Here is a 26015-nt window from a genome sequence, read left to right on the forward strand (position 1 = left end):
TCCGCAAGAATCTGTCCGGCCCACGGCCCGGCCAGCACCCGCGATAAATCCAGAACCCGTAGATGCGAAAGCGCGCCCATGGCCGTTCTCCTATTAATAGAACGCCTGGATGCCGGTTTGCGCACGACCAAGGATCAGCGCGTGGACGTCATGCGTACCTTCATAGGTATTCACCACTTCCAGGTTGACCAGATGGCGAGCGACGCCAAATTCATCGGAGATGCCGTTGCCGCCGAGCATATCGCGAGCCATGCGGGCGATGTCCAAAGACTTGCCGCAGGAGTTGCGCTTCATCATCGAAGTGATTTCGACCGCCGCAGTGCCTTCGTCTTTCATGCGACCCAGACGCAGGCAGCCTTGCAGCGCCATGGTGATTTCGGTCTGCATGTCAGCCAGTTTCTTCTGAATCAGTTGAGTGGCGGCCAATGGGCGACCGAACTGCTGACGATCTAGCGTGTATTGGCGAGCGGTGTGCCAGCAGAACTCGGCAGCTCCCAGCGCGCCCCAGGCAATCCCGTAACGAGCCGAGTTGAGGCAAGTAAAAGGACCCTTAAGGCCACGGATATCCGGGAAGATGTTCTCTTCCGGAACAAATACGTTGTCCATGACGATTTCACCGGTGATCGACGCACGCAGGCCGACCTTGCCGTGAATGGCCGGAGCGCTCAGGCCTTTCCAGCCTTTCTCCAGAACGAAACCGCGGATATCACCCGCATCGTCTTTGCCCCAAACGACAAACACGTCAGCGATTGGGCTGTTGGTAATCCACATTTTGTTACCGGTCAGGCTGTAGCCACCGTCCACTTTGCGCGCACGAGTAATCATCGCGCCTGGGTCGGAACCGTGGTTGGGTTCGGTCAGACCAAAGCAGCCGATCCATTCACCCGAGGCCAGTTTCGGCAAGTACTTCTGCTTCTGCGCTTCAGTACCGAATTCATTGATTGGCACCATCACCAGAGAGGACTGCACACTCATCATCGAACGATAGCCGGAGTCGACACGCTCGACTTCACGGGCAATCAAGCCATAGCTGACATAGTTCAGGCCGCTGCCACCGTACTGCTCGGGGATGGTCGCGCCCAGCAGGCCCACTTCACCCATCTCGCGGAAGATCGCCGGATCGGTCTTTTCATGACGGAAAGCTTCGAGAACGCGTGGCGCGAGGCTCTGCTGAGCGAACTGCGCAGCGGTGTCGCGGATCATGCGCTCTTCTTCAGTGAGCTGTTGATCCAGCAGCAAAGGATCGATCCAGTTGAAGCTAGCTTTACCGGCCATGAGTATGTCCTCTCGAAACAGGTCTAATAACGTGGATTGATCCTAGGCCGGGTTCGGCCTCCCTACAAACGAGGATTTTGCATACTGTTGTGCTAATTTCTCACTCCGAAACGTCGCGCAATGCCAATAATGCGATGTATTAGTGAGGTTGACGTACATGCGCAGAAAGATACCCAGCACAACCGCCCTGATCAGCTTTGAAGCCGCAGCGCGCCACGAGAGCTTCACCAAGGCAGCACAGGAGCTTTCGCTGACCCAGGGCGCCATTTGCCGCCAGATTGCCAGCCTCGAAGACTTCCTCGGCGTAGAGCTGTTCCGACGCTCGCGACGCGGAGTCAAACTGACCGAAGCCGGACTTTCTTACAGCCGCCGAGTCGCCACTCAACTGGACGCGGTGGAGCGCGATACCTTGTCCGTGATGGGACAACAGGGTGCCAACGTGATCGAGTTGGCCGTGGTGCCGACCTTCGGCACCCAATGGCTGCTACCTCGATTGAAGGACTTCCAGAAAAAGCACCCGGAAGTGACAGTCAACCTGACCAACCGCACACGCCCCTTCCTGTTTGCCGACACCGACTTCGATGCCGCGATTTACTTTGGGGACGCGGACTGGTCGGGTACAGAATCCCACCGCCTGATGGGCGAGCATCCGCTCCCGGTATGTAGCCCCGCCCTACTGGGAAACAAGACCGTTCTGACAGCCGATGAAATCGCGGAACTGCCCCTCCTGCAGCAGACCACCCGCCCCTATGCCTGGCGGCAGTGGTTCGACTCCCAGCACCTGAATGTCCCTCGCGACATGACAGGGCCACGCTACGAGCTATTCTCCATGCTGGCTCAAGCAGCCATGCACGACATGGGAATTGCCCTGATACCGCCATTCCTGATTCAGCGCGAACTGACCGAGAAACGCCTGGTGATCGCCAACCCTCAGGCCCTCTCGAGCATCAAGGCCTATTACCTGATGATTCCTGAGCGAAAGGTCGAATCTGCGTCATTAAGGGCTTTTCGAGATTGGCTGGTGAATCAAGCACACAGCTACAGCCTAGAGAAATGAAGGCTTCGAGGCATTAGCTGACCCCGTAGTCAGCAAAATAAAAACCCTACAGATATAAGTATTTGTCGCATTTTCGCAGACTGTAGACAAAGGTAGTACAGACGTCCTACAAGCGCCTGAAGACGTGGCTTTGAGCTTCTATCTGAAAGCAATGCCGCATCATTCATATGGCCGATGCATAAATGGCTGAAAATCCACCAAACTCCTTGAAAGGCACGGGTTATAAGGGATTGAGCCGATTAGTTGCGACATTCGGTCACGGGGTGACTTGTAGTTAATTTTCCGTCACCCGTCATAATTCCTTGAAGGGCACAAAGTTCGCCTGCAAAATGCCGCGCCCCGCCCTGATTTGGCGGGATCGTGCTGATCAGCCGCCCCAATCGCACCATCCGTAGTGCATGGGTTTACTCAATAAGATCACGCAGGAGATTTGACGTGCACATTGGTGTTCCTCTCGAAACCCAGACGGGTGAAACACGGGTTGCTGCAACCCCGGAAACCATCAAGAAGCTGATCGGCCAGGGTCATAAGGTCACTGTACAAAGCGGCGCCGGCCTAAAGGCCAGTGTTGTCGACAGTGCTTATGAAGCGGCAGGCGCGATCATTGGCAGCGCCAACGATGCGTTTGGTGCGGAGCTGATTCTTAAAGTGGTCGCACCCAGCGACAGCGAGCTGGCGCTGATCAAGCGCGGCACCGTTGTGGTGGGCATGCTCAACCCGTTCAGCAATGAAACCATCGCCAAAATGGCCGAGTGCGGCATGACTGCCTTTGCCCTGGAAGCGGCGCCTCGCACTTCCCGGGCCCAAAGCCTGGATGTGCTGTCCTCGCAAGCCAACATTGCCGGTTATAAAGCCGTGCTGCTGGCCGCTCATTACTATCCGCGCTTCATGCCGATGCTGATGACCGCTGCAGGTACCGTCAAAGCGGCGCGCGTGCTGATTCTCGGCGCCGGCGTGGCCGGGTTGCAGGCGATCGCCACGGCGAAACGTCTGGGTGCCGTGATCGAAGCGTCTGACGTGCGCCCTGCGGTAAAAGAGCAGATCGAATCCCTCGGCGCCAAGTTCGTCGACGTGCCCTACGAGACCGATGAAGAGCGTGAATGCGCCGTCGGCGTTGGCGGTTACGCGCGCCCCATGCCCGCCAGCTGGATGCAGCGTCAGGCCGTGGCCGTGCACGAACGCGCCAAGCAGGCAGATATCGTCATCACCACCGCACTGATTCCGGGCCGTAAGGCGCCGACGCTGTTGAGCGCGGAAACCGTGGCACAGATGAAGCCGGGCTCGGTGGTCATCGACCTTGCCGCCGCCCAGGGCGGCAACTGCCCGCTGACCGTGGCCGATCAGGTGGTCGTCGAAAATGGCGTGACCATTGTCGGCCCGACCAACCTCGCCGGCGCGGTCGCGGCAGATGCGTCGGCGCTGTATGCCCGCAACTTGCTGGACTTCCTGAAACTGGTCTTCACCAAGGAAGGCCAGTTCGAGATCAACCTCGAAGACGACATCGTCGCCGCGTGCCTGATGTGCCGCGACGGCCAGGTCATCCGCAAAAACGCCTAAGCAGGGATTCAGACGATGGAAGAGCTTATCTCCCCCGGTATCTACAACCTGATCATCTTCGTGCTGGCGATTTATGTCGGTTATCACGTGGTCTGGAACGTTACACCTGCGCTGCACACGCCTTTGATGGCCGTGACCAACGCCATTTCGGCGATCGTGATCGTCGGCGCCATGCTGGCGGCGGCTTTGACCGTGACGCCACTGGGCAAGACCATGGGCACCCTCGCGGTCGCGCTGGCCGCGGTCAACGTGTTCGGTGGCTTCCTGGTCACCCGCCGCATGCTTGAGATGTTCAAGAAAAAAGCCCCGAAAGCCGTAAAAGAAGAGGCGCCGAAGTAATGAGCATGAACCTCGTAACGACGCTCTACCTGATCGCGTCGATCTGCTTCATCCAGGCCCTCAAAGGCCTGTCGCACCCCACCACGTCGCGTCGCGGCAACCTGTTCGGCATGCTCGGCATGGCGCTGGCGATCCTCACCACCGTCGGCCTCATCTATAAGCTGGGCGCGCTCTCTTTTGGACAAGGCGGGGCGACAGCCGGCATTGGTTACGTGATTGTCGGCCTGCTGATCGGCGGCACGGCCGGTTCAATCATGGCCAAGCGCGTTGAAATGACCAAGATGCCGGAACTGGTCGCGTTCATGCACAGCATGATCGGTCTGGCCGCGGTGTTCATCGCCATTGCCGCCGTCGTCGAGCCGCAGTCCCTGGGCATCGTCAAGCACCTGGGTGATTCGATTCCAGCGGGTAACCGTCTGGAACTGTTCCTCGGCGCAGCCATCGGTGCCATCACGTTCTCCGGTTCGGTGATCGCGTTCGGCAAACTGTCCGGCAAGTACAAGTTCCGCCTGTTCCAGGGCGCACCGGTACAGTTCGCCGGCCAGCACAAACTGAACCTGCTGTTGGGCCTGGCCACACTGGCGCTGGGCGTGACCTTCATGCTGACCGGCAACCTCAGCGCCTTCGCCTTGATGCTGGCCCTGGCGTTCGTCATGGGCGTGCTGATCATCATCCCGATCGGTGGCGCCGACATGCCGGTGGTGGTGTCGATGCTCAACAGCTACTCCGGCTGGGCGGCGGCGGGTATCGGCTTCTCGCTGAACAACTCGATGCTGATCATTGCCGGCTCCCTGGTGGGCTCGTCCGGTGCGATCCTCTCGTACATCATGTGCAAGGCGATGAACCGCTCCTTCTTTAATGTGTTGCTCGGTGGTTTCGGCAACACAGCCGACGCCGGCCCGGCAGGCGCCAAGGAAGCCCGTCCGGTGAAATCCGGCTCGGCTGACGACGCGACCTTCCTGCTGACCAACGCCGACACCGTGATCATCGTTCCGGGCTACGGCTTGGCAGTAGCGCGGGCCCAGCATGCGCTGAAAGAGCTGACCGAGAAGCTGACCCACCGTGGCGTGACCGTGAAATACGCGATCCACCCGGTGGCAGGGCGCATGCCTGGCCACATGAACGTATTGCTGGCCGAAGCCGAAGTGCCTTACGACCAGGTGTTCGAGATGGAAGACATCAACTCCGAGTTCGGCCAGGCCGACGTGGTCCTGGTGCTGGGCGCCAACGACGTGGTCAACCCGGCCGCGAAGAACGATCCGAAATCGCCGATTGCCGGCATGCCGATCCTCGAAGCGTTCAAGGCCAAGACCATCATCGTCAACAAACGCTCGATGGCCAGCGGCTATGCCGGCCTGGACAATGAACTGTTCTACCTGGACAAGACCATGATGGTGTTCGGCGACGCTAAGAAGGTCATCGAAGACATGGTGAAGGCTGTCGAGTAATCCTCGCCGGCAACGCAAACGCCCCGACTTGTCGGGGCGTTTTCATTGGTGAAGATCGTCGGACAAGCCGCCGCTTTGTTACCGATTCAGTAACAGTGTTTTGTTTAAAACATCCGGAATGGACGGCCCTTTTGCGACCTTGGTAGCGGGACGTGAACCTTCAAAATTCACTAGACTGCACATCCTGCTACCCGTTTCCCGAGATAACAATCCATGTACCGTGACCGTATTCGCCTGCCTTCGTTGTTGGATAAAGTGATGAGCGCCGCCGACGCCGCCGCTCTGATTCAGGACGGCATGACCGTCGGCATGAGCGGCTTCACCCGCGCCGGCGAAGCCAAAGCCGTGCCCCACGCATTGGCCGAACGGGCCAAGGTCACGCCGCTGAAAATCAGCCTGATGACCGGCGCCAGCCTGGGCAACGACCTCGACAAACAGCTTACCGAAGCCGGCGTATTGGCGCGGCGCATGCCGTTTCAGGTGGACAGCACCCTACGCAAGGCGATCAACGCCGGCGAAGTGATGTTCATTGACCAACACCTCTCGGAAACCGTCGAACAGCTGCGCAACCAGCAACTGAAGCTGCCGGACATTGCCGTGATCGAGGCGGTGGCGATCACTGAACAAGGGCATATCGTGCCGACCACCTCGGTGGGCAACTCGGCCAGCTTCGCGATTTTCGCCAAACACGTGATCGTCGAGATCAACATGGCGCACCACTCGAATCTCGAAGGCCTGCACGACATTTATATCCCGACTTATCGTCCGACCCGCACGCCGATTCCGCTGGTCAAGGTCGACGATCGCATTGGCAGCACCGCCATTCCGATCCCGCCGGAAAAAATCGTCGCGATCGTGATCACCAACCAGCCCGACTCGCCATCCACCGTGCTGGCGCCGGACGCTGAAACCCAGGCCATCGCCGACCACCTGATCAGCTTCTTCAAGCAGGAAGTCGACGCCGGGCGCATGACCAACAAGCTCGGCCCGCTGCAGGCCGGCATCGGCACCATCGCCAACTCGGTGATGTGTGGCTTGATCGACTCGCCCTTCGAAGACCTGACGATGTACTCCGAAGTGCTGCAGGATTCGACGTTCGACCTGATCGATGCCGGCAAACTGAGCTTTGCTTCGGGCAGCTCGATCACCTTGTCGAGCCGTCGCAACGCCGATGTGTTCGGCAATCTGGAACGCTACAAGGACAAACTGGTGCTGCGCCCCCAGGAGATCTCCAACCACCCCGAAGTGGTGCGTCGACTCGGCATCATCGGTATCAACACCGCGCTCGAATTCGACATCTACGGCAACGTCAACTCCACCCACGTCTGCGGCACGCGGATGATGAACGGCATTGGCGGCTCGGGCGATTTCGCGCGCAACGCGCACCTGGCCATCTTCGTGACCAAGTCGATTGCCAAGGGCGGAGCCATTTCCAGCGTAGTGCCGATGGTCAGCCACGTTGACCACACCGAACATGACGTCGACATTCTCGTCACCGAAGTCGGCCTGGCGGACTTGCGCGGCCTGGCGCCTCGGGAGCGAGCTCGCGTGATCATCGATAACTGTGTGCATCCGGACTATCGCGAAGCGCTCAATAACTACTTCTCTGCCGCTTGCGCCCTTGGCGGCCACACGCCACACATCCTGCGTGATGCCCTGAGCTGGCACATCAACCTGGAAGAAACCGGGAAAATGCTCCCGGCGTAATGGATACAGATAGCCGCTGACGCAAACACAGTTTCGTCAGCGGACTACCTTCACGCACTATCCCTTCAAAAACTGTACTGCTGTACCGGTCATTTCCTACCGAATCGGCCTACTCCCCCGCTCAAAATCAGCAAAATCGCGCCATAATGGTGCAGACAAGTACAGTTGCCTCAATTTCGACCAGTACACCCCCCTTAAACAGTTAACTGAGCCCTCACAATACAGGTGAACTGTATCTACAGAGACTAGGCAAACGAGAGGATCATGGGCACCAGTTAAACCACTACCTAATGCCGCCACAAGCGGAAGGATGAGCACCATGGAACGTACAATCAGTTCCGATCTGTTTCTCGAAAACACTGCTGCAAAAACCCAGGCTTCCATGCCTCTGCGCGTTATCGCCAACCTGATGCTGTGGCAGCGCCGCATCTCCAGCCGCCATCAACTGGCTCGTCTGGATTCGCGTCTGCTGGCCGATGCCGGGATCAGCGAAGCACAACGCTACGAAGAGCTGAGCAAGCCGTTCTGGCGCTAAGTTAGCGTCGCTGGCTCTGACCTGCAGGGTCCACCGCCAGCAACCCGAATTGAAAAAACAAAACCCGTCGTGGGAAACCACGACGGGTTTTGTCGTTTAGGGTCATTAAATACGGCTACACAGTAGAGGTAGCGTCAGACAAGTACAGTTATGTAAAAACCAAAACTGAACCAGTACAATTTAGGCGCATTGTGTCTGTCATGGAAGCAGCCTCGGTATCACGCTAGGGCCTCTATTCAGCACAAGGGACTGCGCCATGAATCACTTGGTAGATGCGCCTGCTTCCACGCTTCAATCAACCCCACGTTCACACGGGTTTCGTAGACTCTTGAGAGGGCTCTGCAATAGCCTTGAAAGGGCCAGAACCCGGCGATTACTCGGCCAACTCGATGATCGGCAACTCTCGGACGCGGGGATCAGCCATGCCGATCGTGTCAGCGAACTGGACAAACCGTTCTGGCGCTAATGCTCCACCCGAACGGACAGCACTGTGCTAACTGCCCCTCGCGGGCCTAATATCAAACCAGAACGTGGCGAACGCCGAATGCCTGGCGTCTGACTATTCAGGCACCGCGCCATCTTTCAATCGATTTACCCAAAGGAGTTACACCATGTCCCGTCTTCGTCTGCTCAGCGCTGCAGCCCTGCTTGCCGTGGCTGCCAATTCCCACGCCACCAGCTTCATCGTGACCACCGATGCGGTCGTCAACGCGCTCAAGGCCACGTCCGATGCGACCACCGATGTCGTCTCGTCGTCGTTCAAGGATAACAAGATCGTCCTCGCTGCCCGTGACGACGCGGCGAGCTTTGTTGCCACTGAAGGCGCGATCCGCGGCGTAAAACTGGAAAGCGCACTCGACTACATTCGTCATCAGGCGCCACAACTGAATGCAACCGACGCGCAACTGGCGCAAGCGATTCTGACTATCTAAGCGGGAGCGGGACACGCCAGTCGTGTCCCAATATTTCGAAGCTGGCTCTGGACCGGGGCTTACGCTAGCCTTGGGACTCACATTCGACTGTCGAGTCTCATGCGTTTTCTTTCAAATCTGTTTATCTCTCCGGTACTTCTCGCGGCCATCTACTCAGGTTCGGCCCAGGCTTTTGACGCCTTTAACCTGTCTACGCAAGGCACCGTCGCCAGCGGTTACGCCACAAGCATGGTGACCTCCGCGCCCTTCGACCATAAACTGCTGCTCGCCGCCCGGGATGACGCTGCAGCATTCATCGCCAGTGACGGCCAACTGAGAGGCGCACAGCTGGAATCGGCCCTGAATTACCTGCGCCGGACCCAGCCAAAACTTCATGCCAGCGACCTTGAACTGGCACAAGCAATTCTCGTCCAATAGCTATCCCAAGTTTCTCCGGAGTCGTTCCATGCGTAACCCGCTGATTGCCGCCACCCTTGGCCTGCTGCTGCTCGCCGACGTGGCCCAGGCCCATACCCTGGTTGCCACCAGTAACATGCTGATTCGTGCCACCCAGCGCACACTAGATTTCACATCCGATACCACCACCTCCATCCGGGATTCGAAAATCGTCCGCGATGCCCAGGACGATGCCGCCAGTTTCGTTGCCAGCAACGGCGACATTCGGGGTGCACACCTGGAAGCAGCCCTGGGTATGTTGCGCACCCGCGTACCGGAGGCCCGTGACGCCAGTGATCAGGTTCTCGCCGAAGCCATTCTCGCGCTGTGAGGTTTCCAGCTGCCTGGCTGTGGGCCGGGGCGTTGTTGCTGTTCGGCAACGCCGCCCATGCCGGCCTTGAATTACATCTCAAGAGCGACGGCCTGAGTCCCGCCCAACAGCAAGCCAGCCAAGCCTTGCTCGATGAAGCCATGCAGGCTCTGCCGCCGCGCTTCATCGAGCAACTCGACCGGCGCATCGACGTCGGCTGGACTGACGACATGCCCGGCAACGCCTACGGCCAGGCGTCGCTGGTGTCGGAACTCGACCTGAATCGCAACCTGCTGGCCAGCCTCACCGACGGCAGCGCCGCTAGCAAAAAGACCTATCGCCCCCATGGCACCGTGCGCCGCGAGATGCTGGCGACGGTGCTGCACGAACTGACTCACATCTACGACCGTTCACGCCTGTGGTCGAAGGCGGAACGCCAACTGATTCAGCGCTGCACCCGGCACCAAAACAGCTCGGGGCTGATCGGTATCCCGGACGAATGCCGCGGTCAGTCCGATCGCCGTTTTACCCTCAGCGATGACCCACGCCTGCTCGACCTCGCCGGATGGCAGCAATACGTCGGCCGTCGTGGCGAACGCGAACAGCACAACCGCCAGATCGCCCGCAGTCCGGATATTTACGAGACCAGCAGCCCCAAGGAGTTCGTCGCGGTCAACATGGAGTATTTCCTCCTTGACCCGAGCTATGCCTGTCGCCGCCCGGCGCTGTACCGCTACTACAAAGAGCACTTCGGCTGGGCCCCCAATACCAAGGGTGCTTGCAGTAAAACCTTCGCCTTCCTGAATGCCGGTAACGACTTCGCCAAAACACCCCTGGGGCAGGTCGATCCGGAGCGGGTCTATGCCGTCGACTACCTGCTGGCGGAGGCCAACCAGAACTGGGTCAGCCGCTGGGGCCATAGCATGTTGCGGCTGGTGATCTGTGCACCAGGCCGACCGCGCGGGCCGGACTGTCGACTGGACCTGGATCAGCACCTGGTACTGTCCTACCGCGCCTTCGTCGGCGACGTTCAGTTGTCGAGTTGGGACGGCCTGGTCGGTAAATACCCGTCGCGCCTGTTTGTCCTGCCGTTGGCTCAAGTGATCGACGAATACACCAAGACTGAATTGCGCAGCCTGGCCTCGGTCCCCCTGAACCTGTCGCGCCGCGAGATTGAAGACGTCGTGGAACGCGCCGCTGAAATGCACTGGAGCTACGACGGCAACTACTTCTTCCTTTCAAACAACTGCGCGGTGGAGGAGTTGAAGTTACTGCGTGGCGGCACCAACAATCCCAAGTTGGTCGCTCTGGACAACATCATGCCAAATGGTCTGCTGGAAGTGCTCAAAGGGCGCGGACTGGCGGATACCAGCGTGCTGGACGACCCTCGGGAAGCCCTGCGCCTGGGTTATCGCTTCGACTCCTTCCGTGATCGTTATCAAGCCATGTTCGAAGTGTTGAAAAAACACTTGCCGGTCAAACAGGAAACCGTAGAGGACTGGCTGGACTTGAAAGCCGAAGAACGCCGCAAATGGTTCGAACAGGCTGATTTGCGTACAAGCGCAGCGTTGCTCCTGCTGGAACAAGCCAGCTTTCGCCGCCAGTTGCTGTTGGCCCAGGACGAGGTCAAACAGCGTTATCTGGGCGCCAGAGAACTGAAAAACGGCGGAATGGACAAGGCGAACGAAACGCTGAGGCAAATTCTCGATAACAGCGGCTTTCTCAGCCGACCGGCAGAATTGCTCGGCACCGGCGGATATGGCTTGCCACAGCCTAGTGAATCGCAACATCTGGAATCGGAAAGCAGCCAGCGACAGAAACAACTGCTGGCACTGTCCGGCGATCTGGACAAGGAAGTCAGAGCACTGCTTGAACCGAGCCGTGCAGCCGAAATGGCGGCCAATGAAGCCAACGTGAAACAGATTGGCGAGCACCTGCGCAAGTTGCACAAGGCCGCGGGCGGCCTGGAGTTACCATAAGGCCAAAACCTGTAGGAGCGAGCTTGCTCGCTCCTACAGGGGTCAGGACGTTCGCCCATCAGCCTACAAACCTGTCAGTACAGAACCCCCTCCAATACCTCATAGACAATCCCCGTTCCCACGGCGATCAACACAACATCCGCTCCCGCCCGGCGCCACTCGTAACCGGGGTAATACGGCAATCGACTCAATGCCCGGTTATCCAGGCGCTCGCCGTAATAACCTCGGGGCAGCGGCCGCCCACGCACCACAATGACGCCCGGCGGCGGAGGTGCACCCCGCACGAAGTAGCCGTGATTGTCGTGAATTGTCTGGCGCACCGGTCCGAAGTCCCGTGGTGGAGGACCACCGCGATGGTTGTCATGGTCGCGATGATCATCGCCATGATAGTCACCACGGTTATCGTAATGACCGCGATCGTCGTGCTGATCTGCACTGGCCGGCAACAACGGGGTGGCACTGAGCATCAGAACGCCCAGGCTGGCAATCAGACGCTTCGACATTTTCATCAGGTTTTTCCTCACGACACACACAACAAAAAGGGCTTCAGAACGAGGTCCTGAAGCCCTGAGTCTTGCTCATTAGTCTGTGCCGGAGGGCGCTAATTCCTCTGTATCAGGAACTTTACCCTCAGCTGACGCGCGCTTTACGCACACCTTCGGCCAGCGCCGAACAAAGGCTCAGCACGCCATCCACCGCCTGCTCCGGCGTCGTGGCATTGGCGATGTGATCGATCAACGCCGACCCCACCACCACACCATCAGCCAGACGCGCGATATTCGCGGCCTGTTCCGGGGTGCGGATGCCGAAACCGATGCTGATCGGCAGATCGGTATGACGACGCAGACGCGCGACCGCTTCTTCGACGTGCTCCAGAGTCGCCGCGCCGGCACCGGTCACACCGGCCACCGACACGTAATACACAAAGCCGGAGCTGCCATTGAGCACGGTTGGCAGACGCACATCGTCAGTGGTCGGCGTGGTCAGACGGATGAAGTCGATGCCCGCTGCCTGCGCCGGGTCGCACAGTTCGCCGTTATGCTCGGGCGGAATGTCGACCACGATCAGACCATCGACGCCTGCCTCTTTCGCTTCCGCAATGAAACGCGGCACGCCGTACTTGTGGATAGGGTTGAAGTAGCCCATCAACACCAGCGGCGTTTCGTTGTTGTCCTTGCGGAACTCACGAACCATTTCCAGGGTTTTCGCCAGGTTTTGCTTGGCAGCCAACGCACGGATGTTGGCGAGCTGGATCGCCGGGCCATCGGCCATCGGATCGGTGAAGGGCATGCCCAATTCGATCACATCGGCACCCGCCGCTGGCAAGCCTTTGAGGATCGCCAGGGAGGTGTCGTAGCTCGGGTCGCCTGCGGTCACGAAGGTCACCAGGGCGGCGCGGTTCTGTTCCTTGAGTTCGGCAAAGCGCGTTTGCAGGCGGCTCATCAGTGTTTCTCCTGCTTCGATTGTTCCATGTGGTGCATAACGGTTTGCATGTCTTTGTCGCCACGGCCCGACAGGTTGACCACCATCAGGTGATCTTTTGGCAGGCTCGGCGCGCGCTTGAACACTTCAGCCAGGGCATGGGCGCTTTCCAGGGCAGGAATAATCCCTTCCAGGCGGCAGCATTGGTGAAACGCCGCAAGGGCTTCGTCGTCGGTCACCGAGGTGTACTGAACGCGACCGATGTCATGCAACCAGGCGTGTTCGGGGCCGATACCCGGGTAGTCCAGGCCAGCGGAGATCGAGTGAGCGTCGATGATCTGGCCATCGTCGTCCTGCAGCAGGAAGGTACGGTTGCCGTGCAGCACGCCCGGTACGCCGCCGTTCAGGCTGGCCGCATGCTTGCCGGTTTCGATGCCATAACCGGCCGCTTCGACACCGATGATCTCGATGCTCTTGTCGTCGAGGAACGGATGGAACAGGCCCATGGCGTTGGAGCCACCGCCGATGCACGCCACCAGACTGTCCGGCAGACGGCCTTCATGGGCCTGCATCTGCTCACGGGTTTCCTTGCCGATCACGGACTGGAAGTCGCGAACCATCGCGGGATAAGGATGCGGACCGGCCACGGTGCCGATCAGGTAGAAGGTATTGTCGACGTTGGTCACCCAGTCACGCAGGGCTTCGTTCATGGCGTCTTTCAATGTACCGGTGCCGGATACCACCGGGATCACTTCGGCGCCCAACAGCTTCATGCGGAACACGTTGGCTTGCTGACGTTCGATGTCAGTGGTGCCCATGTAGATCACGCAATCCAGACCAAAACGCGCAGCCACGGTGGCGGTCGCCACGCCGTGCATGCCGGCGCCGGTTTCGGCGATGATGCGTTTTTTACCCATGCGTCGAGCCAACAGGATCTGGCCGATGCAGTTGTTGATCTTGTGAGCGCCAGTGTGGTTCAGCTCTTCACGCTTGAGATAGATCTTCGCGCCGCCGCAGAACTCTGTCAGACGCTCAGCGTAATAAAGCGGACTTGGACGTCCGACATAGTCACGCTGGAAGTAGGCTAATTCTTCTTTGAATGCAGGATCTTCCTTGGCAGCTTCGTACTCGCGGGCCAGATCGAGGATCAACGGCATCAGGGTTTCGGCGACGTAACGGCCGCCAAACGTACCGAACAGGCCGTTGGCGTCAGGGCCGTTGCGCAGATTTGTCTGAGTCATTTGGCGCTCCAGTTGAATGCGTGAAGTGACGTGTAAAGAGAGAGTGGGCTTCACTCTACCCCTGACGCCCCGGACTGAAAACCGATAAGATCGCCACAACCTGTCAGGAAAACTCACAGATCAATGAGCCACGACCTCCCACCGCTCAACGCCCTGCGCGCCTTTGAAGCCACTGCTCGCTTGAACAGCGTCAGTCAGGCGGCCGAACAGCTGCACGTCACACACGGCGCGGTCAGCCGACAACTGAAGGTGCTCGAAGAACACCTTGGCGTGAGCCTGTTCATCAAGGACGGGCGTGGCCTGAAACTCACAGATGCCGGTATACGTTTACGCGACGCCAGTACTGAGGCCTTTGAGCGCCTGCGTACGGTGTGCGCCGAACTCACGCAGAGCACTGCCGATGCACCATTCGTCCTTGGCTGCTCGGGAAGCCTGCTGGCGCGCTGGTTCATTCCGCGACTGGGGCGGTTGAATGCCGATCTGCCGGACCTGCGCCTGCATTTGTCTGCCGGGGAAGGCGATCTTGATCCCCGTCGCCCGGGTCTGGATGCCTTACTGGTATTTGCCGAACCGCCGTGGCCGGCGGACATGCAGGTGTTCGAACTGGCCAGCGAGCGGATCGGGCCGGTCTTGAGCCCGCGATTCGTCGGCTATGAACGGCTGAAAGATGCACCGGCCACAGCATTGCTGCAGGAATCCGTGCTGCACACCACCTCGCGCCCACAAGCCTGGCCCAGCTGGGCAGAGCAAAGCGGCCTCGACGTGAAGGCGTTGAAATACGGGCAGGGGTTCGAGCATTTGTATTACTTGCTGGAAGCAGCCGTGGCCGGATTGGGCGTGGCGATTGCCCCGCAGCCATTGGTCGCCGAGGACTTGAAGGCTGGTCGCCTGGTCGCACCCTGGGGTTTCAGCGAAACCCCGGCACAACTGGCATTGTGGCTGCCCAAGCGCGCTGCGGACGGGCGCGCCCGGCAACTGGCGCAATGGCTCAAAAACGAGCTGCGCCAGACAAATTAGTCACCGCGTTTGCACAACAGATAGGCCGCCAGCAGCCCCAGCGCCCCCACGGCGACACCGGCTGTAGTCCAAGGGTGTTCCTGGGCGTAGTCCCGGGTAGCGATCCCCGTTTCCCGGGTTTTGACCTTGACCTCCTCATAGGCATCGGCCAGTAGATGGCGCGAATGCCTCAATGCGTTCTCGGCGTTGCCTTTGAGCACCTTGAGGGTTTTACGCGACTCGTCCGAGGCATCGTCCTTCAGGTTTTCCAGGGATTTGAGCAGACTCTCGATTTCCGCTTCCATACTTTGCAATGAGGCTTTACGTAACGAGCTGTTGGCCATGGTGGCTCTCCTGCATTGTTGATGAGTGGCGTGTGTTGGTTGGGACTCCAGAGGCTCGAGAAAGTGCAGTAAATGTGAACCTCTCTGTCAAACCGAGCGACAAAAGTAAGACAGAAAATCACTGCTAGGCTGTATTTCACACCCTAAGGAGATCGCCATGACTGACCATCACACCTATAAAAAAGTCGAACTGGTAGGCTCGTCCACCAGCAGTATCGAAGATGCGATCAACAACGCATTGACCGAGGCCAGTAAAAGTCTCAAGTACATGGAATGGTTTGAAGTGACGGAAACCCGTGGGCATATCAAGGACGGCAAGGCTGCGCATTTCCAGGTGACACTCAAAGTCGGGTTCCGGATCGCCAGTAGCTGAGTTTGATCCTGTCTTCTGAATGTGTGCGCTGGCCGCGTGCCGCATGAAGTGGCAAAGCGCTATATGACTGCGTCCGGCGGCTGACTGGACGCTCCTTTGATCCGACCAGGGAATGCGACCAATGAAGAAGTTTATTTTGGCGGTAGGTTTATTGAGCCTTGCGGGCAGCGCATTGGCGGCCGGCAAACCGTGTGAAGAGCTCAAAGCCGAAATCGCCGCAAAACTCGATGCCAAGGGCGTTTCCGGATACTCGCTGGAGATCGTCGATAAAGGCGCTGCAGCCGGCGGGAAAATCGTCGGTAAATGTGAAGGTGGCGCAAAGGTCATCGTCTACAAACGGTAGGCGATGCCTTTACTCATTAAAAAGCCGACGCCATGGCGTCGGCTTTTTTGTAGCTTTAAACCTCAGCCCTTCATGACTTGCGCCAGCAATTCATAGGAATGCACACGATCGGAATGTTCATACAGGTCGCAGGTAAAAATCAGCTCATCGGCTTGAGTCTGCTCGATCAGCACCTCCAGCCTGGCGCGGATCTTCTGCGGGCTGCCGATCATTGCCAGGCCCAGGAAATCACTGACGGCTTCTCTCTCATGGGGCAACCACAGACCGTCCATGGTTTTCACCGGTGGGCGCTGTACCAGGCTCTGGCCACGCATCAGGGCAAGAATGCGCTGGAACACCGAAGTCGCCAGATAGTCGGCCTGCTCATCGGTATCGGCAGCCACCAGTGGCACACCGAGCATCACATAGGGCTTGTCCAGCACCGCTGAAGGTTTGAAATGGTTGCGATAGACGCGAATCGCCTCATGCATGTAACGCGGTGCGAAATGTGAGGCGAACGCGTAGGGCAAACCACGCTCACCGGCCAATTGCGCACTGAACAGGCTTGAGCCCAGCAGCCAGACCGGCACCTGGGTACCAGTGCCCGGCATTGCGATGACTCGCTGATCCGGAGTGCGCGGCCCGAGGTAACGCATCAGTTCTGCGACGTCTTCGGGGAAATCATCGGCGCTGCCGGAGCGTTCACGGCGCAATGCGCGAGCAGTCATCTGATCGGAACCGGGAGCACGCCCCAGGCCCAGGTCGATCCGGCCGGGATACAGGCTTTCAAGGGTGCCGAACTGCTCGGCGATCACCAGCGGTGCGTGGTTGGGCAACATCACCCCGCCCGAACCGACGCGAATAGTCGAAGTACCACCGGCCAGGTAGCCCAGCAATACCGAGGTGGCCGAACTGGCGATGCCGTCCATGTTGTGGTGTTCAGCGACCCAGAAGCGGTTGTAGCCGAACTTTTCGACGTGTTGCGCCAGGTCCAGCGAGTTGCGCAACGACTGGGCTGCACTGCCGTTCTCCCGCACAGGCACCAGATCGAGGGTCGAAAACTTGATATCGGACAGTCGTTTCATAAACCTGCTTCTCCAATTGAGGGCGCAGGTTTTTTCTTGCGAACGAAAACCTGCCGAATCCAAAAGCGTGTTTCATGCAATGAGGGCATATACCCGAGTTTCAATAGCACAGCGAAAATTCCTGCCGAACAGGCGGAGTGATCAGATCAGGTGAACTTTGCACCGCGGTCTATCCTCAGAACCCTAGCGAGGCAAATCACGTAGGCGCGACGCTCCGCGCCGGCTCTTGAGGAGACAAGCATGGCTATCATCAAAAAAGCATCGGCTCATTGGGAAGGTGACCTGAAAACCGGCATCGGTTCGATATCCACGGAAACCGGCGTCCTCAGGGAAGCGCCCTACGGCTTCAAGGCACGTTTCGAAGGCGGCAAGGGCACCAACCCCGAGGAACTGATTGGCGCGGCCCACGCCGGTTGTTTCTCCATGGCGTTCTCCATGATTCTCGGTGACGCCGGTCTCAAAGCCGACAGCATCGATACCAACGCCGAAGTGACCCTGGACCAAGTGGACGGCGGCTTTGCGATCACGGCGGTGAAACTGATCCTCAAGGCGAAAATCCCCGGAGCGAGCCAGGCTCAGTTCGAGGAGTTGAGCAACAAGGCCAAAGAAGGTTGCCCGGTGTCCAAAGTGTTGAATGCCAGGATCAGTCTGGATGCGACTTTGGTCAGCTAGCGCATAAAACATCGCAGCTTCGGCAGCTCAAAGAACCTGCCGAAGCTGCGATCTTTTTTTGCGTGGCCAGAGATTTGCCAGATAAAACTGTGGTCGAATAAATGACAGCAGCCGAATCGCATGATCATCCGCGCTGCCTCAAGGGAGCTTCAACCATGAAACGTTTTACCTTGGCGGTTATCTGTTGCGCACTGGCCACTTCGGCCCTGGCGGCGCCGAAACCCTGTGAAGAACTCAAGGCCGAAATCGAAGCCAAGATCCAGGCCCGAGGGGTTACGTCCTACACGCTGGAGATCGTCAAAAACGAAGAAGTGCACGATCAGAATATGGTCGTTGGCTCGTGCGAATACGGCACCAAGAAAATCATCTACCAGAAGAACGATCGCTGATCGGCCTCACGGCACGCAGTTGATCTGCCTTGCTTCGGCGACGATTTCACGTTTGGCGTTGAACAAACGTGCTTCGGGAGTAAATGCCATGGAACGGGCCTCCAGCAGATAGCGCTGACCGGCGTCGAAATGATCGTACTTGATGATCATGTAGCACAGCCGCTCCGTACCGCCGTCGAACAAGTCAGAGCCCCCGCCGGGCACCTCGAAATCAAAGCGCACAGTCAGCTCGTGACTACCGGGCGTCACCTGGAAAAAGCGCCCGTCGCGTGATCGCACGTTGTCCAGCCGTTCGGCCATCAGCAATTTGTCATTGGGGTAGGGCGTAGAGAAATCGACCCACGCCATCTGCGGATTGACCGCCGGCATAGGACTCGAACAACCGGCGACCACACTTGCAGCGAGTAATAGCATCAACCTGCGCATGATGAATGTCCCGAAAATCAGGTATTCAGCATAGCGCCGATCAGGTGCGTTGGCAGCCCGCCGGTGTGCCCTTGCCGATCACTTTTCGCTGTTGATCGTAAAGCCTGGCCCACGGCCTGAAACCAATATTCCCCGCTTGCAGCTGATAACGCTCACCCGCGTTGAAGTCATCGAACTTCACGTTTATCTGGCAATCACGCCACAGTGTCTCCGCGTCGGGGCCAATGTTGCTGGGTTGAACCGGGAACTGGTAGCGAACCTTCAGCTCATGACTGCCGGGTTGCACCTCAAAATAGCGTTTATCGTTGGCCGCCTGTTTATCCACTTCCAACGCTTGCAACGCCGTATCTTCCTGCTGCGAATCCAGATCGATCCACGCCTGTGACGGATCCTGGCGTGGTATTCCGAATCCAGCACAACCGGCCAGCATCAGCAGGCCTCCCGTCAGCATCAACTTGCGCATAGCGGAGCTCCAGTCAAGCGGGATAGTCTTGCGAGCAGACTTTCCAGGGATTTTTTATTTTGATCAGGCCGCGTCCAAGCCTTGGGTTACTTGATCGCGTTTTGCGCGTTTTGTTTCCGGGCATGTTGTTTTTGTTGCTCAACGGTTGTGCCAGCGTCAGCTACTACAGCCAGCTGGCCAGCGGTCAACTGCAGTTGCTGCGGGCAAGGGAGCCGGTTTCCAGTGTGATTGCCGATCCCGATCGCGATCAAAAACTGCGTGCGCACCTGATCCAATCACAAAAAGCCCGCACATTTGCCAGCCAGCAGCTGCATCTGCCGGATAACCAGAGCTACCGCTTGTATGCCGACATCGGTCGGCCCTATGTGGTCTGGAATGTGTTCGTCACGCCGGAATTTTCCCTGAAGCCTCAGAACCATTGCTTCCCCATCGCCGGTTGCGTGGCCTACCGCGGTTACTACAGCCAGAGTGATGCGCGGGGCGAGGCGGCGCTGCAACGCCTGCAAGGCATGGACGTGTCGATCGGCGGTGTCGAGGCCTACTCGACCCTGGGCTGGTTCAACGATCCGATCATGAATTCGATGATGGGCTGGGGCGATGAGCGCCTGGCCACGCTGATCTTTCACGAACTGGCGCATCAACGTGTGTATGTGAAAGACGACACGGAGTTCAACGAGTCGTTCGCCACCTTCGTCGAACAGGAAGGCACCCGCCAATGGCGCGCATTCCGTAGTCTTCCACCGGACGATAATAAACAGGCACGACATCGGGACCAGTTCATTCAATTGGTTCTGGACACCCGGACACAATTGGAAGCGCTCTACGCCCTGCCGCTGCCGCCCGAGCAAATGCGCCAGCGTAAAGTCGCAGCGTTCGAGCGGTTACGCACCGAATACCGTCAGTTGCGCGATGACCAATGGGCCGGAGACAAACGTTACGACGCCTGGATCAACGCACCGTTGAACAATGCACGGTTGCTGCCGTTTGGCCTGTACGACCAGTGGGTGCCGGCGTTTGCGGCGCTGTTCAAGCAACAGGGAGGCGATTGGGTGAGGTTTTATGCGCAGGTCGAGGAGCTTGGGGCTTTGCCGGTTGAGCAACGCAAGGCGGTGCTCAAGGCAATGGCGGAACCCAAGAGTGCCGGTGGCTGAACAGGCCTCTTCGCGGGCAAGCCCGCGCAGGCGGTTTGCCTAACGCCGCAAAAACGCCTGATGCATCTCATCCAGCGTTTCAAAATGATAGGCCGGCGCTTCGGCGCTCAGTTCTTCCCGACTGCCAAAGCCATAACCGACAGCCGCCGCATCCATCCCATTGCTTCGCGCACCGATCAAATCGTGCTTGCGGTCGCCGATCATCAGGGTATTGGCCGGGTCCAGGCCTTCTTCGGCGATCAAGTGAGCGATCAGCTCGACTTTGTTGGTACGGGTGCCATCCAGTTCGCTGCCGTAAATCACCTTGAAGTGCCTGGCGAAATCGAAATGCCGGGCGATTTCCCGGGCGAACACCCAGGGTTTGGACGTCGCAATGTAAAGCTGACGCCCTTGTCCGCCGAGGGTTTCCAGTAGCGGCGTGACGCCGTCGAAAACGCGATTCTCGTAAAGCCCGGTCACTTTGAAGCGCTCCCGGTAAAAATTGACCGCTTCCCAGGCCCTGGCCTCATCGAAGTCGTAGAACTGCATGAACGCTTGCAACAACGGCGGACCGATGAAGTGTTCGAGTTTGCTCAGGTCGGGCTCATCGATGCCCAGTTTGCCCAGGGCAAACTGAATTGAACGGGTGATGCCCTCACGGGGGTCGGTCAAGGTGCCATCGAGGTCGAACAAAACGGTCTGGTAATGCATGAAAATTCCTGGGCAATCGTGGGACGCTGTCCGTTATCCGGGGCTCAGAGCGGGTCGTAGCCTTCGGCCAGATGCAGATCCTTGAGCTTCACGTAGTTCGCCGCGCTGTAGGTGAAAAAGGCTTGCTCCTTGTCAGTTAGCGGCCGGATTTGCTTCACCGGGCTGCCCACATAAAGGAAACCGCTTTCCAGGCATTTGCCCGGTGGCACCAGGCTGCCGGCACCGATGATCACGTCGTCGGCGACCACCGCACCGTCCATGACAATACTGCCCATGCCGATCAACACCCTGCTGCCCACGGTGCAACCGTGCAGCATGACCTTGTGGGCGATGGTCACGTCATCACCGATCAGCAATGGGAAACCCTCGGGGTTGAACGGCCCGGCATGGGTGATGTGCAGTACGCAGCCGTCCTGCACGCTGGTGCGCGCACCGATGCGGATGCGGTGCATGTCGCCACGGATCACCGTCAGTGGCCAGACGGAGCTGTCTTCACCGATTTCGACATCGCCAATCACCACCGCCGAACGGTCGACAAAAGCGCCTTTGCCAAGCAGCGGCGTGTGGTTCTGATACTTGCGAAGGGACACGATAGGTTCTCTCTCTGTCGCTGATAGCTGCGGTGAGTGTCGATTGTAATTAAGATGGCTGCATGTTTCTCCAGCCAAGGTATCAACCGTGAGCGCGAACAACCCTCTCTTGCAACCCTACGACCTGCCGCCGTTCTCCGCGATCCGTGCCGAACACGTGCAACCGGCCATTGAACAGATCCTGGCTGACAACCGTGCCGCCATTATCGAGATCCTCAAAAACCAGGGCAAACAGCCAACCTGGGCGGGTCTGGTACTGGCGATGGACGAGCTCAACGACCGCCTCGGCGCTGCCTGGAGCCCGGTCAGCCACCTCAATGCCGTGTGCAACAGTGCCGAACTGCGCGAGGCCTACGAGTCCTGCCTGCCGGCCCTGAGCGCCTACGCCACCGAATTGGGCCAGAACCGCGAACTGTTCCAGGCCTATGAAGCCCTGGCCAGCAGCCCGGAAGCCGCCGGTTTCGATGTGGCGCAGAAAACCATTCTGGAACACTCCCTGCGCGATTTCCGCCTGTCGGGTATCGACCTGCCGGAAGCCGAGCAAAAGCGTTATGCCGAAGTGCAGAGCAAGCTGTCCGAACTGGGCAGCCGCTTCTCCAACCAGTTGCTCGACGCCACTCAAGCCTGGACCAAGCACATCACCGATGAAGCCGCCCTCGCCGGCCTGACCGACTCGGCCAAGGCGCAAATGGCTGCTGCAGCCCAGGCCAAAGACCTGGACGGCTGGCTGATCACCCTCGAGTTCCCGAGCTACTACGCGGTAATGACCTACGCCCACGACCGAAAATTGCGCGAAGAAGTCTACGCCGCCTACTGCACACGTGCGTCGGACCAAGGCCCGAACGCCGGTCAGAACGATAACGGCCCGGTGATGGAACAAATCCTCGATCTGCGTCAGGAGCTGGCAAAGCTGCTGGGCTTCGCCAGTTTCGCGGAACTGAGCCTGGCCACCAAAATGGCCGAATCCAGCGATCAGGTCCTGAGCTTCCTGCGTGATCTGGCCAAGCGCAGCAAACCGTTTGCCGTCCAGGACCTGGAGCAGCTCAAGGCTTACGCGGCGGAACAAGGCTGCCCGGACCTGCAAAGCTGGGACAGCGGTTTCTACGGCGAAAAACTCCGCGAGCAGCGCTACAGCGTTGCCCAGGAAGCCCTGCGTGCCTACTTCCCGATCGATAAAGTGCTGAGCGGGCTGTTCGCCATCGTGCAACGCCTGTACGGCATCGAAATCGCCGAACTCAAAGGTTTCGACACCTGGCACCCGGACGTGCGCCTGTTCGAGATCAAGGAAAATGGTCAGCACGTCGGCCGCTTCTTCTTCGACCTCTATGCCCGAGCCAACAAGCGCGGCGGCGCCTGGATGGATGGTGCGCGCGATCGTCGTCGTACTGCTGGTGGCGCTCTGCAAAGCCCGGTGGCCAATCTGGTGTGCAACTTCACCCCGGCCGACAGCGGCAAACCTGCCCTGCTGACCCACGATGAAGTGACCACCCTGTTCCACGAATTCGGTCATGGCCTGCATCACCTGCTGACCCGGGTCGAGCACGCTGGCGTATCCGGCATCAATGGCGTGGCGTGGGATGCGGTCGAGTTGCCAAGTCAGTTCATGGAAAACTGGTGCTGGGAGCCTGAAGGCCTGGCGCTGATTTCCGGCCACTATGAAACCGGCGAGCCACTGCCTCAGGACCTGTTGGGCAAAATGCTCGCGGCGAAAAACTTCCAGTCCGGCCTGATGATGGTGCGTCAACTGGAGTTCTCGCTGTTCGACTTCGAACTGCACGCCACCCACGGCGACGGTCGTGGCGTGCTGCAAGTACTCGAAGGCGTGCGCGACGAGGTGTCCGTCATGCGTCCACCCGCCTACAACCGCTTCCCCAACAGCTTTGCGCACATTTTTGCCGGGGGTTACGCAGCGGGGTACTACAGCTACAAGTGGGCTGAAGTGCTCTCGGCCGACGCCTTCTCGAAATTTGAAGAAGAAGGCGTGCTCAACGCCGACACCGGCCGCGCTTTCCGCGAGGCCATTCTGGCGCGTGGCGGATCCCAGGAGCCGATGGTGTTGTTCATCGATTTCCGTGGTCGTGAGCCATCGATTGACGCACTCTTGCGTCACAGCGGCCTGAGTGAGGACGCAGCAGCATGAGTGAGGGTCCAGTGGTGACAAAACGACGCTTTATCGCCGGTGCAGTTTGCCCGGCTTGCAGCGAGCCGGACAAATTGATGATGTGGAACGAGGATGGCGTGCCGCACCGCGAATGCGTGGCCTGCGGTTACTCCGACACACTGAATGAACAAGGCTTGTCGGTACCCAAGGAGTTGGGCACCCGGGTCAACACCACCGCCTTGAAAGCACCGGATGCCAAGGTTCAGGCAGTGCAGTTCTTCCCGAACCCGAAGCTGAAGAAAAAGTAAGACGAGCAACACTGAGTGACATGAACCGCCTTCCACTGCGCAACGCAGTGGAGGGCATGGTTACTCGACATGTGCCGACTTGAACCAACTTTTCATCGAACACGCCGCGAACGGGCTAGTGCTGCAATCGCCGTTAGCCAGCGCGGTGCGAAGCTTGTCGACATCGGCCTGCATCATGTAACGAATGCCGTCCTTGAAGTGGGTGCTGTCACCAAAGCCACCATGGGTCATTTCGTTCAGAGCGTCTTCCTTGCTCCAGCCCTGCACCACAACCCGATACATGGCCGCGATCAAACCGGTTCGGTCAGATCCATGCTTGCAGTGCATCAAAACCGGGCCCTTGGCTTCGGCGGTTTGAATGGTGCGCAGGGCCTTGATTATGTCCGCATCATCCACATGATTTGTGCGATAGGGCAGTTGTACCTGGGCGATACCGGGTGTCGACAACCAGCTTGAATCCGGTTCAGGGAGAAAACTGATCACTGTTCCGATCTTGAGTTTTTCCAGAAGCGAAACAGCGCCACTGTCGGGCAGTGCGCTGCGATAGAGCGTCGGGCTCATCTGAAAGAGGTTGTACTGCACCTCGACCGGTTGCGCCCACTCTGGCGGACGAGGCAAAGCCGTGTCGTCTGCGAAGACCGGTGTAAGGTTGAAAAGTGCAACAAGCGATAGGCACATCGCCGGAAAAATGCGCGGTAGGGGCATGCTCGGTTGACCGTTCAGGGAGAGACTGGATGTTGATGTCCCATGTTCAGCCCTGAGCGGTCAAAGGCCCGTGAGGCAGGTGTCAATGAAATGTGAAACGTGCGCGGATCAGCTGAATTTACAATCTCAACTTGGTGAAAGCTTTTATCAGGTTTTCCAGGCCGGGGATTTCTTCGACAGCCGGGCTAGAATGGGGATCAACTCTTTTTACTGAAAAACTTTTACCCCCATCAAAAGAGACAGCGCTTAAACGATCACCGTATTTCGGTTGTTCATCTTCTTCCAGGTCCAATAATCTGATTTGCACCACAAGCCTTTTATCAACGACAGGAAAGACTGAAAGAAACACTCCGTAATCGGAGCTTATCGCTGTCTGATCGCGAAACTCCAGCGCAAGCTGAGTGATTGCACTAATATCTTTCTCATCAACGCTACCATCCGGAACAACATTTATGTCTGACCATGGATCAAACTGAAGAGTATAATCTTCATTGTCACCCGGATTAAAATGCAAAACCGTGGTTGTTTCATCAGCATGATCTCCGTCACCAGCGCTAGATGACTTCCTCAGAATTTTTAGAATTATTTTATTACTTTCCGGTGTTTCTATTCGCTGTAAGAACACACCTGTGCTTGCGGGTTTCCACATGATAGACATCCTTATTTACTGCTGCGCACAGGTCATATGCGCAGCACGCCACTCCCCCTCCGACAGTTGAAATGTCCAAGGTGACCGGCAAACATCACTCAGGGACTTACGATATTTGCATATGCTTTGGCGAGTGCCAGCAATCTTGCGTTGTCATCAGCATCAATATCTCCATCACCATCCACATCTTTGGTAGTGCCAATACTGAAAGATTGACCACCATCATAAGAGGATGCAATGAAAGTTGTAGTATCAAGCAGTTTTTCGGTTATTGCTCCTGCTTCATCTTGTACCGACTCCTTCAAAGCGAACTGCATGGAAACCAGCACTTCATCTGGATCGACTACGGTTGGACCAAGCTTCTGAAGAAAAATGCCTCGACGATTGAAATACGACATTATTAAATCCTTTAAATGATATCCATAGTTAAGTTGCTGCGAAAAAAATAATACCGACACCTATTACATATAAACCAGACCGCATATGTATCTATTAATGACCTCACCTTGTTATA

Annotated in this window: 33 protein-coding genes (1 of these 33 running past the window's edge); 19 read left to right on the plus strand and 14 right to left on the minus strand. The window is 58.1% G+C overall.

Translation table 11 applies throughout. The features are described 5' to 3' along the window. Window positions 1–80, minus strand: the beginning of a protein-coding gene (locus ACX3YF_RS06730; protein WP_458973578.1) for a CaiB/BaiF CoA transferase family protein. The gene continues 1141 nt to the left of window position 1, outside the view; 80 of the gene's 1221 nt are visible here — the first part of the coding sequence; it begins with the start codon at window positions 78–80; the stop codon falls past the left edge of the window. Window positions 81–93: 13 nt separating this feature from the next. Continuing rightward, window positions 94–1275 (minus strand): acyl-CoA dehydrogenase, encoded by a 1182-nt coding sequence (locus tag ACX3YF_RS06735; protein WP_458973579.1) that lies wholly within the window; start codon window positions 1273–1275, stop codon window positions 94–96. Window positions 1276–1432: 157 nt separating this feature from the next. Between ACX3YF_RS06735 and ACX3YF_RS06740 the strand changes: the two genes are divergently transcribed. From ACX3YF_RS06740 to ACX3YF_RS06790, 11 genes are all read left to right on the plus strand, one after another. Continuing rightward, complete coding sequence (locus ACX3YF_RS06740; protein WP_130211634.1) at window positions 1433–2332, plus strand: LysR family transcriptional regulator; 900 nt, start codon at window positions 1433–1435, stop codon at window positions 2330–2332. A 435-nt stretch (window positions 2333–2767) separates the two neighbouring features. Beyond that, window positions 2768–3889: a Re/Si-specific NAD(P)(+) transhydrogenase subunit alpha gene (locus ACX3YF_RS06745; protein WP_454837616.1), complete on the plus strand. Its 1122-nt coding sequence runs from the start codon at window positions 2768–2770 to the stop codon at window positions 3887–3889. Window positions 3890–3904: 15 nt separating this feature from the next. Continuing rightward, entirely contained in the window at window positions 3905–4228 is a 324-nt protein-coding gene (locus tag ACX3YF_RS06750) for an NAD(P) transhydrogenase subunit alpha part 2 (RefSeq protein WP_003187010.1), read from the plus strand. Further along, window positions 4228–5676, plus strand: a complete 1449-nt coding sequence (locus tag ACX3YF_RS06755; protein ID WP_135307237.1) for an NAD(P)(+) transhydrogenase (Re/Si-specific) subunit beta — start codon at window positions 4228–4230, stop codon at window positions 5674–5676. Before ACX3YF_RS06750 ends, ACX3YF_RS06755 begins: the two co-directional genes overlap by 1 nt. A gap of 213 nt (window positions 5677–5889) precedes the next feature. Then, complete coding sequence (locus ACX3YF_RS06760) at window positions 5890–7383, plus strand: acetyl-CoA hydrolase/transferase family protein (protein WP_130207918.1); 1494 nt, start codon at window positions 5890–5892, stop codon at window positions 7381–7383. 319 nt (window positions 7384–7702) lie between these two features. Further along, window positions 7703–7918 (plus strand): DUF1127 domain-containing protein, encoded by a 216-nt coding sequence (locus ACX3YF_RS06765; protein WP_130207920.1) that lies wholly within the window; start codon window positions 7703–7705, stop codon window positions 7916–7918. Between the two features lie 256 nt (window positions 7919–8174). Beyond that, entirely contained in the window at window positions 8175–8384 is a 210-nt protein-coding gene (locus ACX3YF_RS06770) for a DUF1127 domain-containing protein (protein ID WP_130207922.1), read from the plus strand. A gap of 145 nt (window positions 8385–8529) precedes the next feature. Continuing rightward, window positions 8530–8850 carry a DUF2388 domain-containing protein gene (locus tag ACX3YF_RS06775; protein WP_130207924.1) on the plus strand — a complete coding sequence of 107 codons (321 nt, stop codon included), beginning with the start codon at window positions 8530–8532 and terminating at the stop codon, window positions 8848–8850. A 99-nt stretch (window positions 8851–8949) separates the two neighbouring features. Further along, window positions 8950–9267 (plus strand): DUF2388 domain-containing protein, encoded by a 318-nt coding sequence (locus ACX3YF_RS06780; RefSeq protein WP_130207926.1) that lies wholly within the window; start codon window positions 8950–8952, stop codon window positions 9265–9267. Between the two features lie 28 nt (window positions 9268–9295). Beyond that, window positions 9296–9616: a DUF2388 domain-containing protein gene (locus ACX3YF_RS06785; RefSeq protein ID WP_047535930.1), complete on the plus strand. Its 321-nt coding sequence runs from the start codon at window positions 9296–9298 to the stop codon at window positions 9614–9616. Continuing rightward, window positions 9613–11574, plus strand: coding sequence for a DUF7844 domain-containing protein (locus ACX3YF_RS06790; RefSeq protein ID WP_449104490.1), 1962 nt, complete (start codon window positions 9613–9615; stop codon window positions 11572–11574). Before ACX3YF_RS06785 ends, ACX3YF_RS06790 begins: the two co-directional genes overlap by 4 nt. Window positions 11575–11648: 74 nt before the next feature. On the opposite strand, the gene ACX3YF_RS06795 is transcribed toward ACX3YF_RS06790, so the two are convergent. The 3 genes from ACX3YF_RS06795 to trpB form a co-directional block, all read right to left on the minus strand. Then, window positions 11649–12083: an anti-virulence regulator CigR family protein gene (locus ACX3YF_RS06795; protein ID WP_458973580.1), complete on the minus strand. Its 435-nt coding sequence runs from the start codon at window positions 12081–12083 to the stop codon at window positions 11649–11651. 121 nt (window positions 12084–12204) lie between these two features. Continuing rightward, window positions 12205–13017, minus strand: coding sequence for a tryptophan synthase subunit alpha (trpA, locus tag ACX3YF_RS06800; RefSeq protein ID WP_130207932.1), 813 nt, complete (start codon window positions 13015–13017; stop codon window positions 12205–12207). Next, the gene (trpB, locus tag ACX3YF_RS06805) at window positions 13017–14237 is read right to left on the minus strand and encodes a tryptophan synthase subunit beta (RefSeq protein WP_047535921.1); all 1221 of its coding nucleotides are present in this window, start codon (window positions 14235–14237) and stop codon (window positions 13017–13019) included. The genes trpA and trpB overlap by 1 nt, the downstream gene beginning before the upstream one ends. Before the next feature lie 123 nt (window positions 14238–14360). Here trpB and ACX3YF_RS06810 point away from each other — a divergent pair, with 123 nt between their 5' ends. Then, a complete protein-coding gene (locus tag ACX3YF_RS06810) occupies window positions 14361–15254 on the plus strand; it encodes a LysR family transcriptional regulator (RefSeq protein ID WP_047535919.1) in 894 nt (297 codons plus the stop codon). Here the strand turns inward: ACX3YF_RS06810 and ACX3YF_RS06815 are convergent. Continuing rightward, on the minus strand, window positions 15251–15577 hold the full coding sequence (locus ACX3YF_RS06815) for an ElaB/YgaM/YqjD family protein (RefSeq protein WP_047535917.1): 327 nt from the start codon (window positions 15575–15577) through the stop codon (window positions 15251–15253). The two genes, ACX3YF_RS06810 and ACX3YF_RS06815, sit on opposite strands and share 4 nt — an antisense overlap. 157 nt (window positions 15578–15734) lie before the next feature. Here ACX3YF_RS06815 and ACX3YF_RS06820 point away from each other — a divergent pair, with 157 nt between their 5' ends. Together ACX3YF_RS06820 and ACX3YF_RS06825 are read left to right on the plus strand one after the other, a co-directional pair. Next, a complete protein-coding gene (locus ACX3YF_RS06820; RefSeq protein ID WP_047535914.1) occupies window positions 15735–15950 on the plus strand; it encodes a dodecin in 216 nt (71 codons plus the stop codon). A 121-nt stretch (window positions 15951–16071) separates the two neighbouring features. Then, on the plus strand, window positions 16072–16293 hold the full coding sequence (locus tag ACX3YF_RS06825; protein WP_130207936.1) for a DUF1161 domain-containing protein: 222 nt from the start codon (window positions 16072–16074) through the stop codon (window positions 16291–16293). Window positions 16294–16355: 62 nt separating this feature from the next. Here the strand turns inward: ACX3YF_RS06825 and ACX3YF_RS06830 are convergent, their stop codons facing one another. Then, the gene (locus tag ACX3YF_RS06830; protein ID WP_103405394.1) at window positions 16356–17357 is read right to left on the minus strand and encodes an LLM class flavin-dependent oxidoreductase; all 1002 of its coding nucleotides are present in this window, start codon (window positions 17355–17357) and stop codon (window positions 16356–16358) included. A gap of 240 nt (window positions 17358–17597) precedes the next feature. On the opposite strand from ACX3YF_RS06830, the gene ACX3YF_RS06835 reads away from it, so the two are divergent. Then, window positions 17598–18029: an OsmC family protein gene (locus ACX3YF_RS06835; protein WP_103405393.1), complete on the plus strand. Its 432-nt coding sequence runs from the start codon at window positions 17598–17600 to the stop codon at window positions 18027–18029. Window positions 18030–18184: 155 nt separating this feature from the next. Next, window positions 18185–18418, plus strand: a complete 234-nt coding sequence (locus tag ACX3YF_RS06840; RefSeq protein ID WP_103405392.1) for a DUF1161 domain-containing protein — start codon at window positions 18185–18187, stop codon at window positions 18416–18418. A 6-nt stretch (window positions 18419–18424) separates the two neighbouring features. Here the strand turns inward: ACX3YF_RS06840 and ACX3YF_RS06845 are convergent, their stop codons facing one another. Further along, the gene (locus ACX3YF_RS06845) at window positions 18425–18844 is read right to left on the minus strand and encodes a PA0061/PA0062 family lipoprotein (RefSeq protein WP_288099719.1); all 420 of its coding nucleotides are present in this window, start codon (window positions 18842–18844) and stop codon (window positions 18425–18427) included. Between the two features lie 40 nt (window positions 18845–18884). Next, the gene (locus ACX3YF_RS06850) at window positions 18885–19307 is read right to left on the minus strand and encodes a PA0061/PA0062 family lipoprotein (protein WP_458973581.1); all 423 of its coding nucleotides are present in this window, start codon (window positions 19305–19307) and stop codon (window positions 18885–18887) included. 59 nt (window positions 19308–19366) lie between these two features. Here ACX3YF_RS06850 and ACX3YF_RS06855 point away from each other — a divergent pair, with 59 nt between their 5' ends. After that, a complete protein-coding gene (locus ACX3YF_RS06855; protein ID WP_458973582.1) occupies window positions 19367–20458 on the plus strand; it encodes an aminopeptidase in 1092 nt (363 codons plus the stop codon). A 39-nt stretch (window positions 20459–20497) separates the two neighbouring features. Here the strand turns inward: ACX3YF_RS06855 and ACX3YF_RS06860 are convergent, their stop codons facing one another. Continuing rightward, on the minus strand, window positions 20498–21148 hold the full coding sequence (locus ACX3YF_RS06860) for an HAD family hydrolase (protein WP_130207944.1): 651 nt from the start codon (window positions 21146–21148) through the stop codon (window positions 20498–20500). A gap of 44 nt (window positions 21149–21192) precedes the next feature. Continuing rightward, on the minus strand, window positions 21193–21738 hold the full coding sequence (locus tag ACX3YF_RS06865) for a gamma carbonic anhydrase family protein (protein ID WP_130207946.1): 546 nt from the start codon (window positions 21736–21738) through the stop codon (window positions 21193–21195). An 88-nt stretch (window positions 21739–21826) separates the two neighbouring features. Between ACX3YF_RS06865 and prlC the strand changes: the two genes are divergently transcribed. Together prlC and ACX3YF_RS06875 are read left to right on the plus strand one after the other, a co-directional pair. Further along, window positions 21827–23878: an oligopeptidase A gene (prlC, locus tag ACX3YF_RS06870; RefSeq protein ID WP_458973583.1), complete on the plus strand. Its 2052-nt coding sequence runs from the start codon at window positions 21827–21829 to the stop codon at window positions 23876–23878. Then, window positions 23875–24147, plus strand: coding sequence for a YheV family putative zinc ribbon protein (locus tag ACX3YF_RS06875; protein ID WP_448645513.1), 273 nt, complete (start codon window positions 23875–23877; stop codon window positions 24145–24147). The genes prlC and ACX3YF_RS06875 overlap by 4 nt, the downstream gene beginning before the upstream one ends. Before the next feature lie 60 nt (window positions 24148–24207). Here the strand turns inward: ACX3YF_RS06875 and ACX3YF_RS06880 are convergent, their stop codons facing one another. The 3 genes from ACX3YF_RS06880 to ACX3YF_RS06890 all read right to left on the minus strand — a co-directional run bounded on the left by ACX3YF_RS06880 (window position 24208) and on the right by ACX3YF_RS06890 (window position 25899). Then, the gene (locus tag ACX3YF_RS06880) at window positions 24208–24852 is read right to left on the minus strand and encodes a phosphatase domain-containing protein (protein WP_103405385.1); all 645 of its coding nucleotides are present in this window, start codon (window positions 24850–24852) and stop codon (window positions 24208–24210) included. A 118-nt stretch (window positions 24853–24970) separates the two neighbouring features. Next, window positions 24971–25501: a hypothetical protein gene (locus ACX3YF_RS06885; RefSeq protein ID WP_130207952.1), complete on the minus strand. Its 531-nt coding sequence runs from the start codon at window positions 25499–25501 to the stop codon at window positions 24971–24973. Between the two features lie 98 nt (window positions 25502–25599). Next, window positions 25600–25899, minus strand: coding sequence for a hypothetical protein (locus ACX3YF_RS06890; RefSeq protein WP_130207954.1), 300 nt, complete (start codon window positions 25897–25899; stop codon window positions 25600–25602). Between the last annotated feature and the right edge of the window lie 116 nt (window positions 25900–26015).

Source organism: Pseudomonas fluorescens group sp. PF-69 (assembly GCF_054481235.1).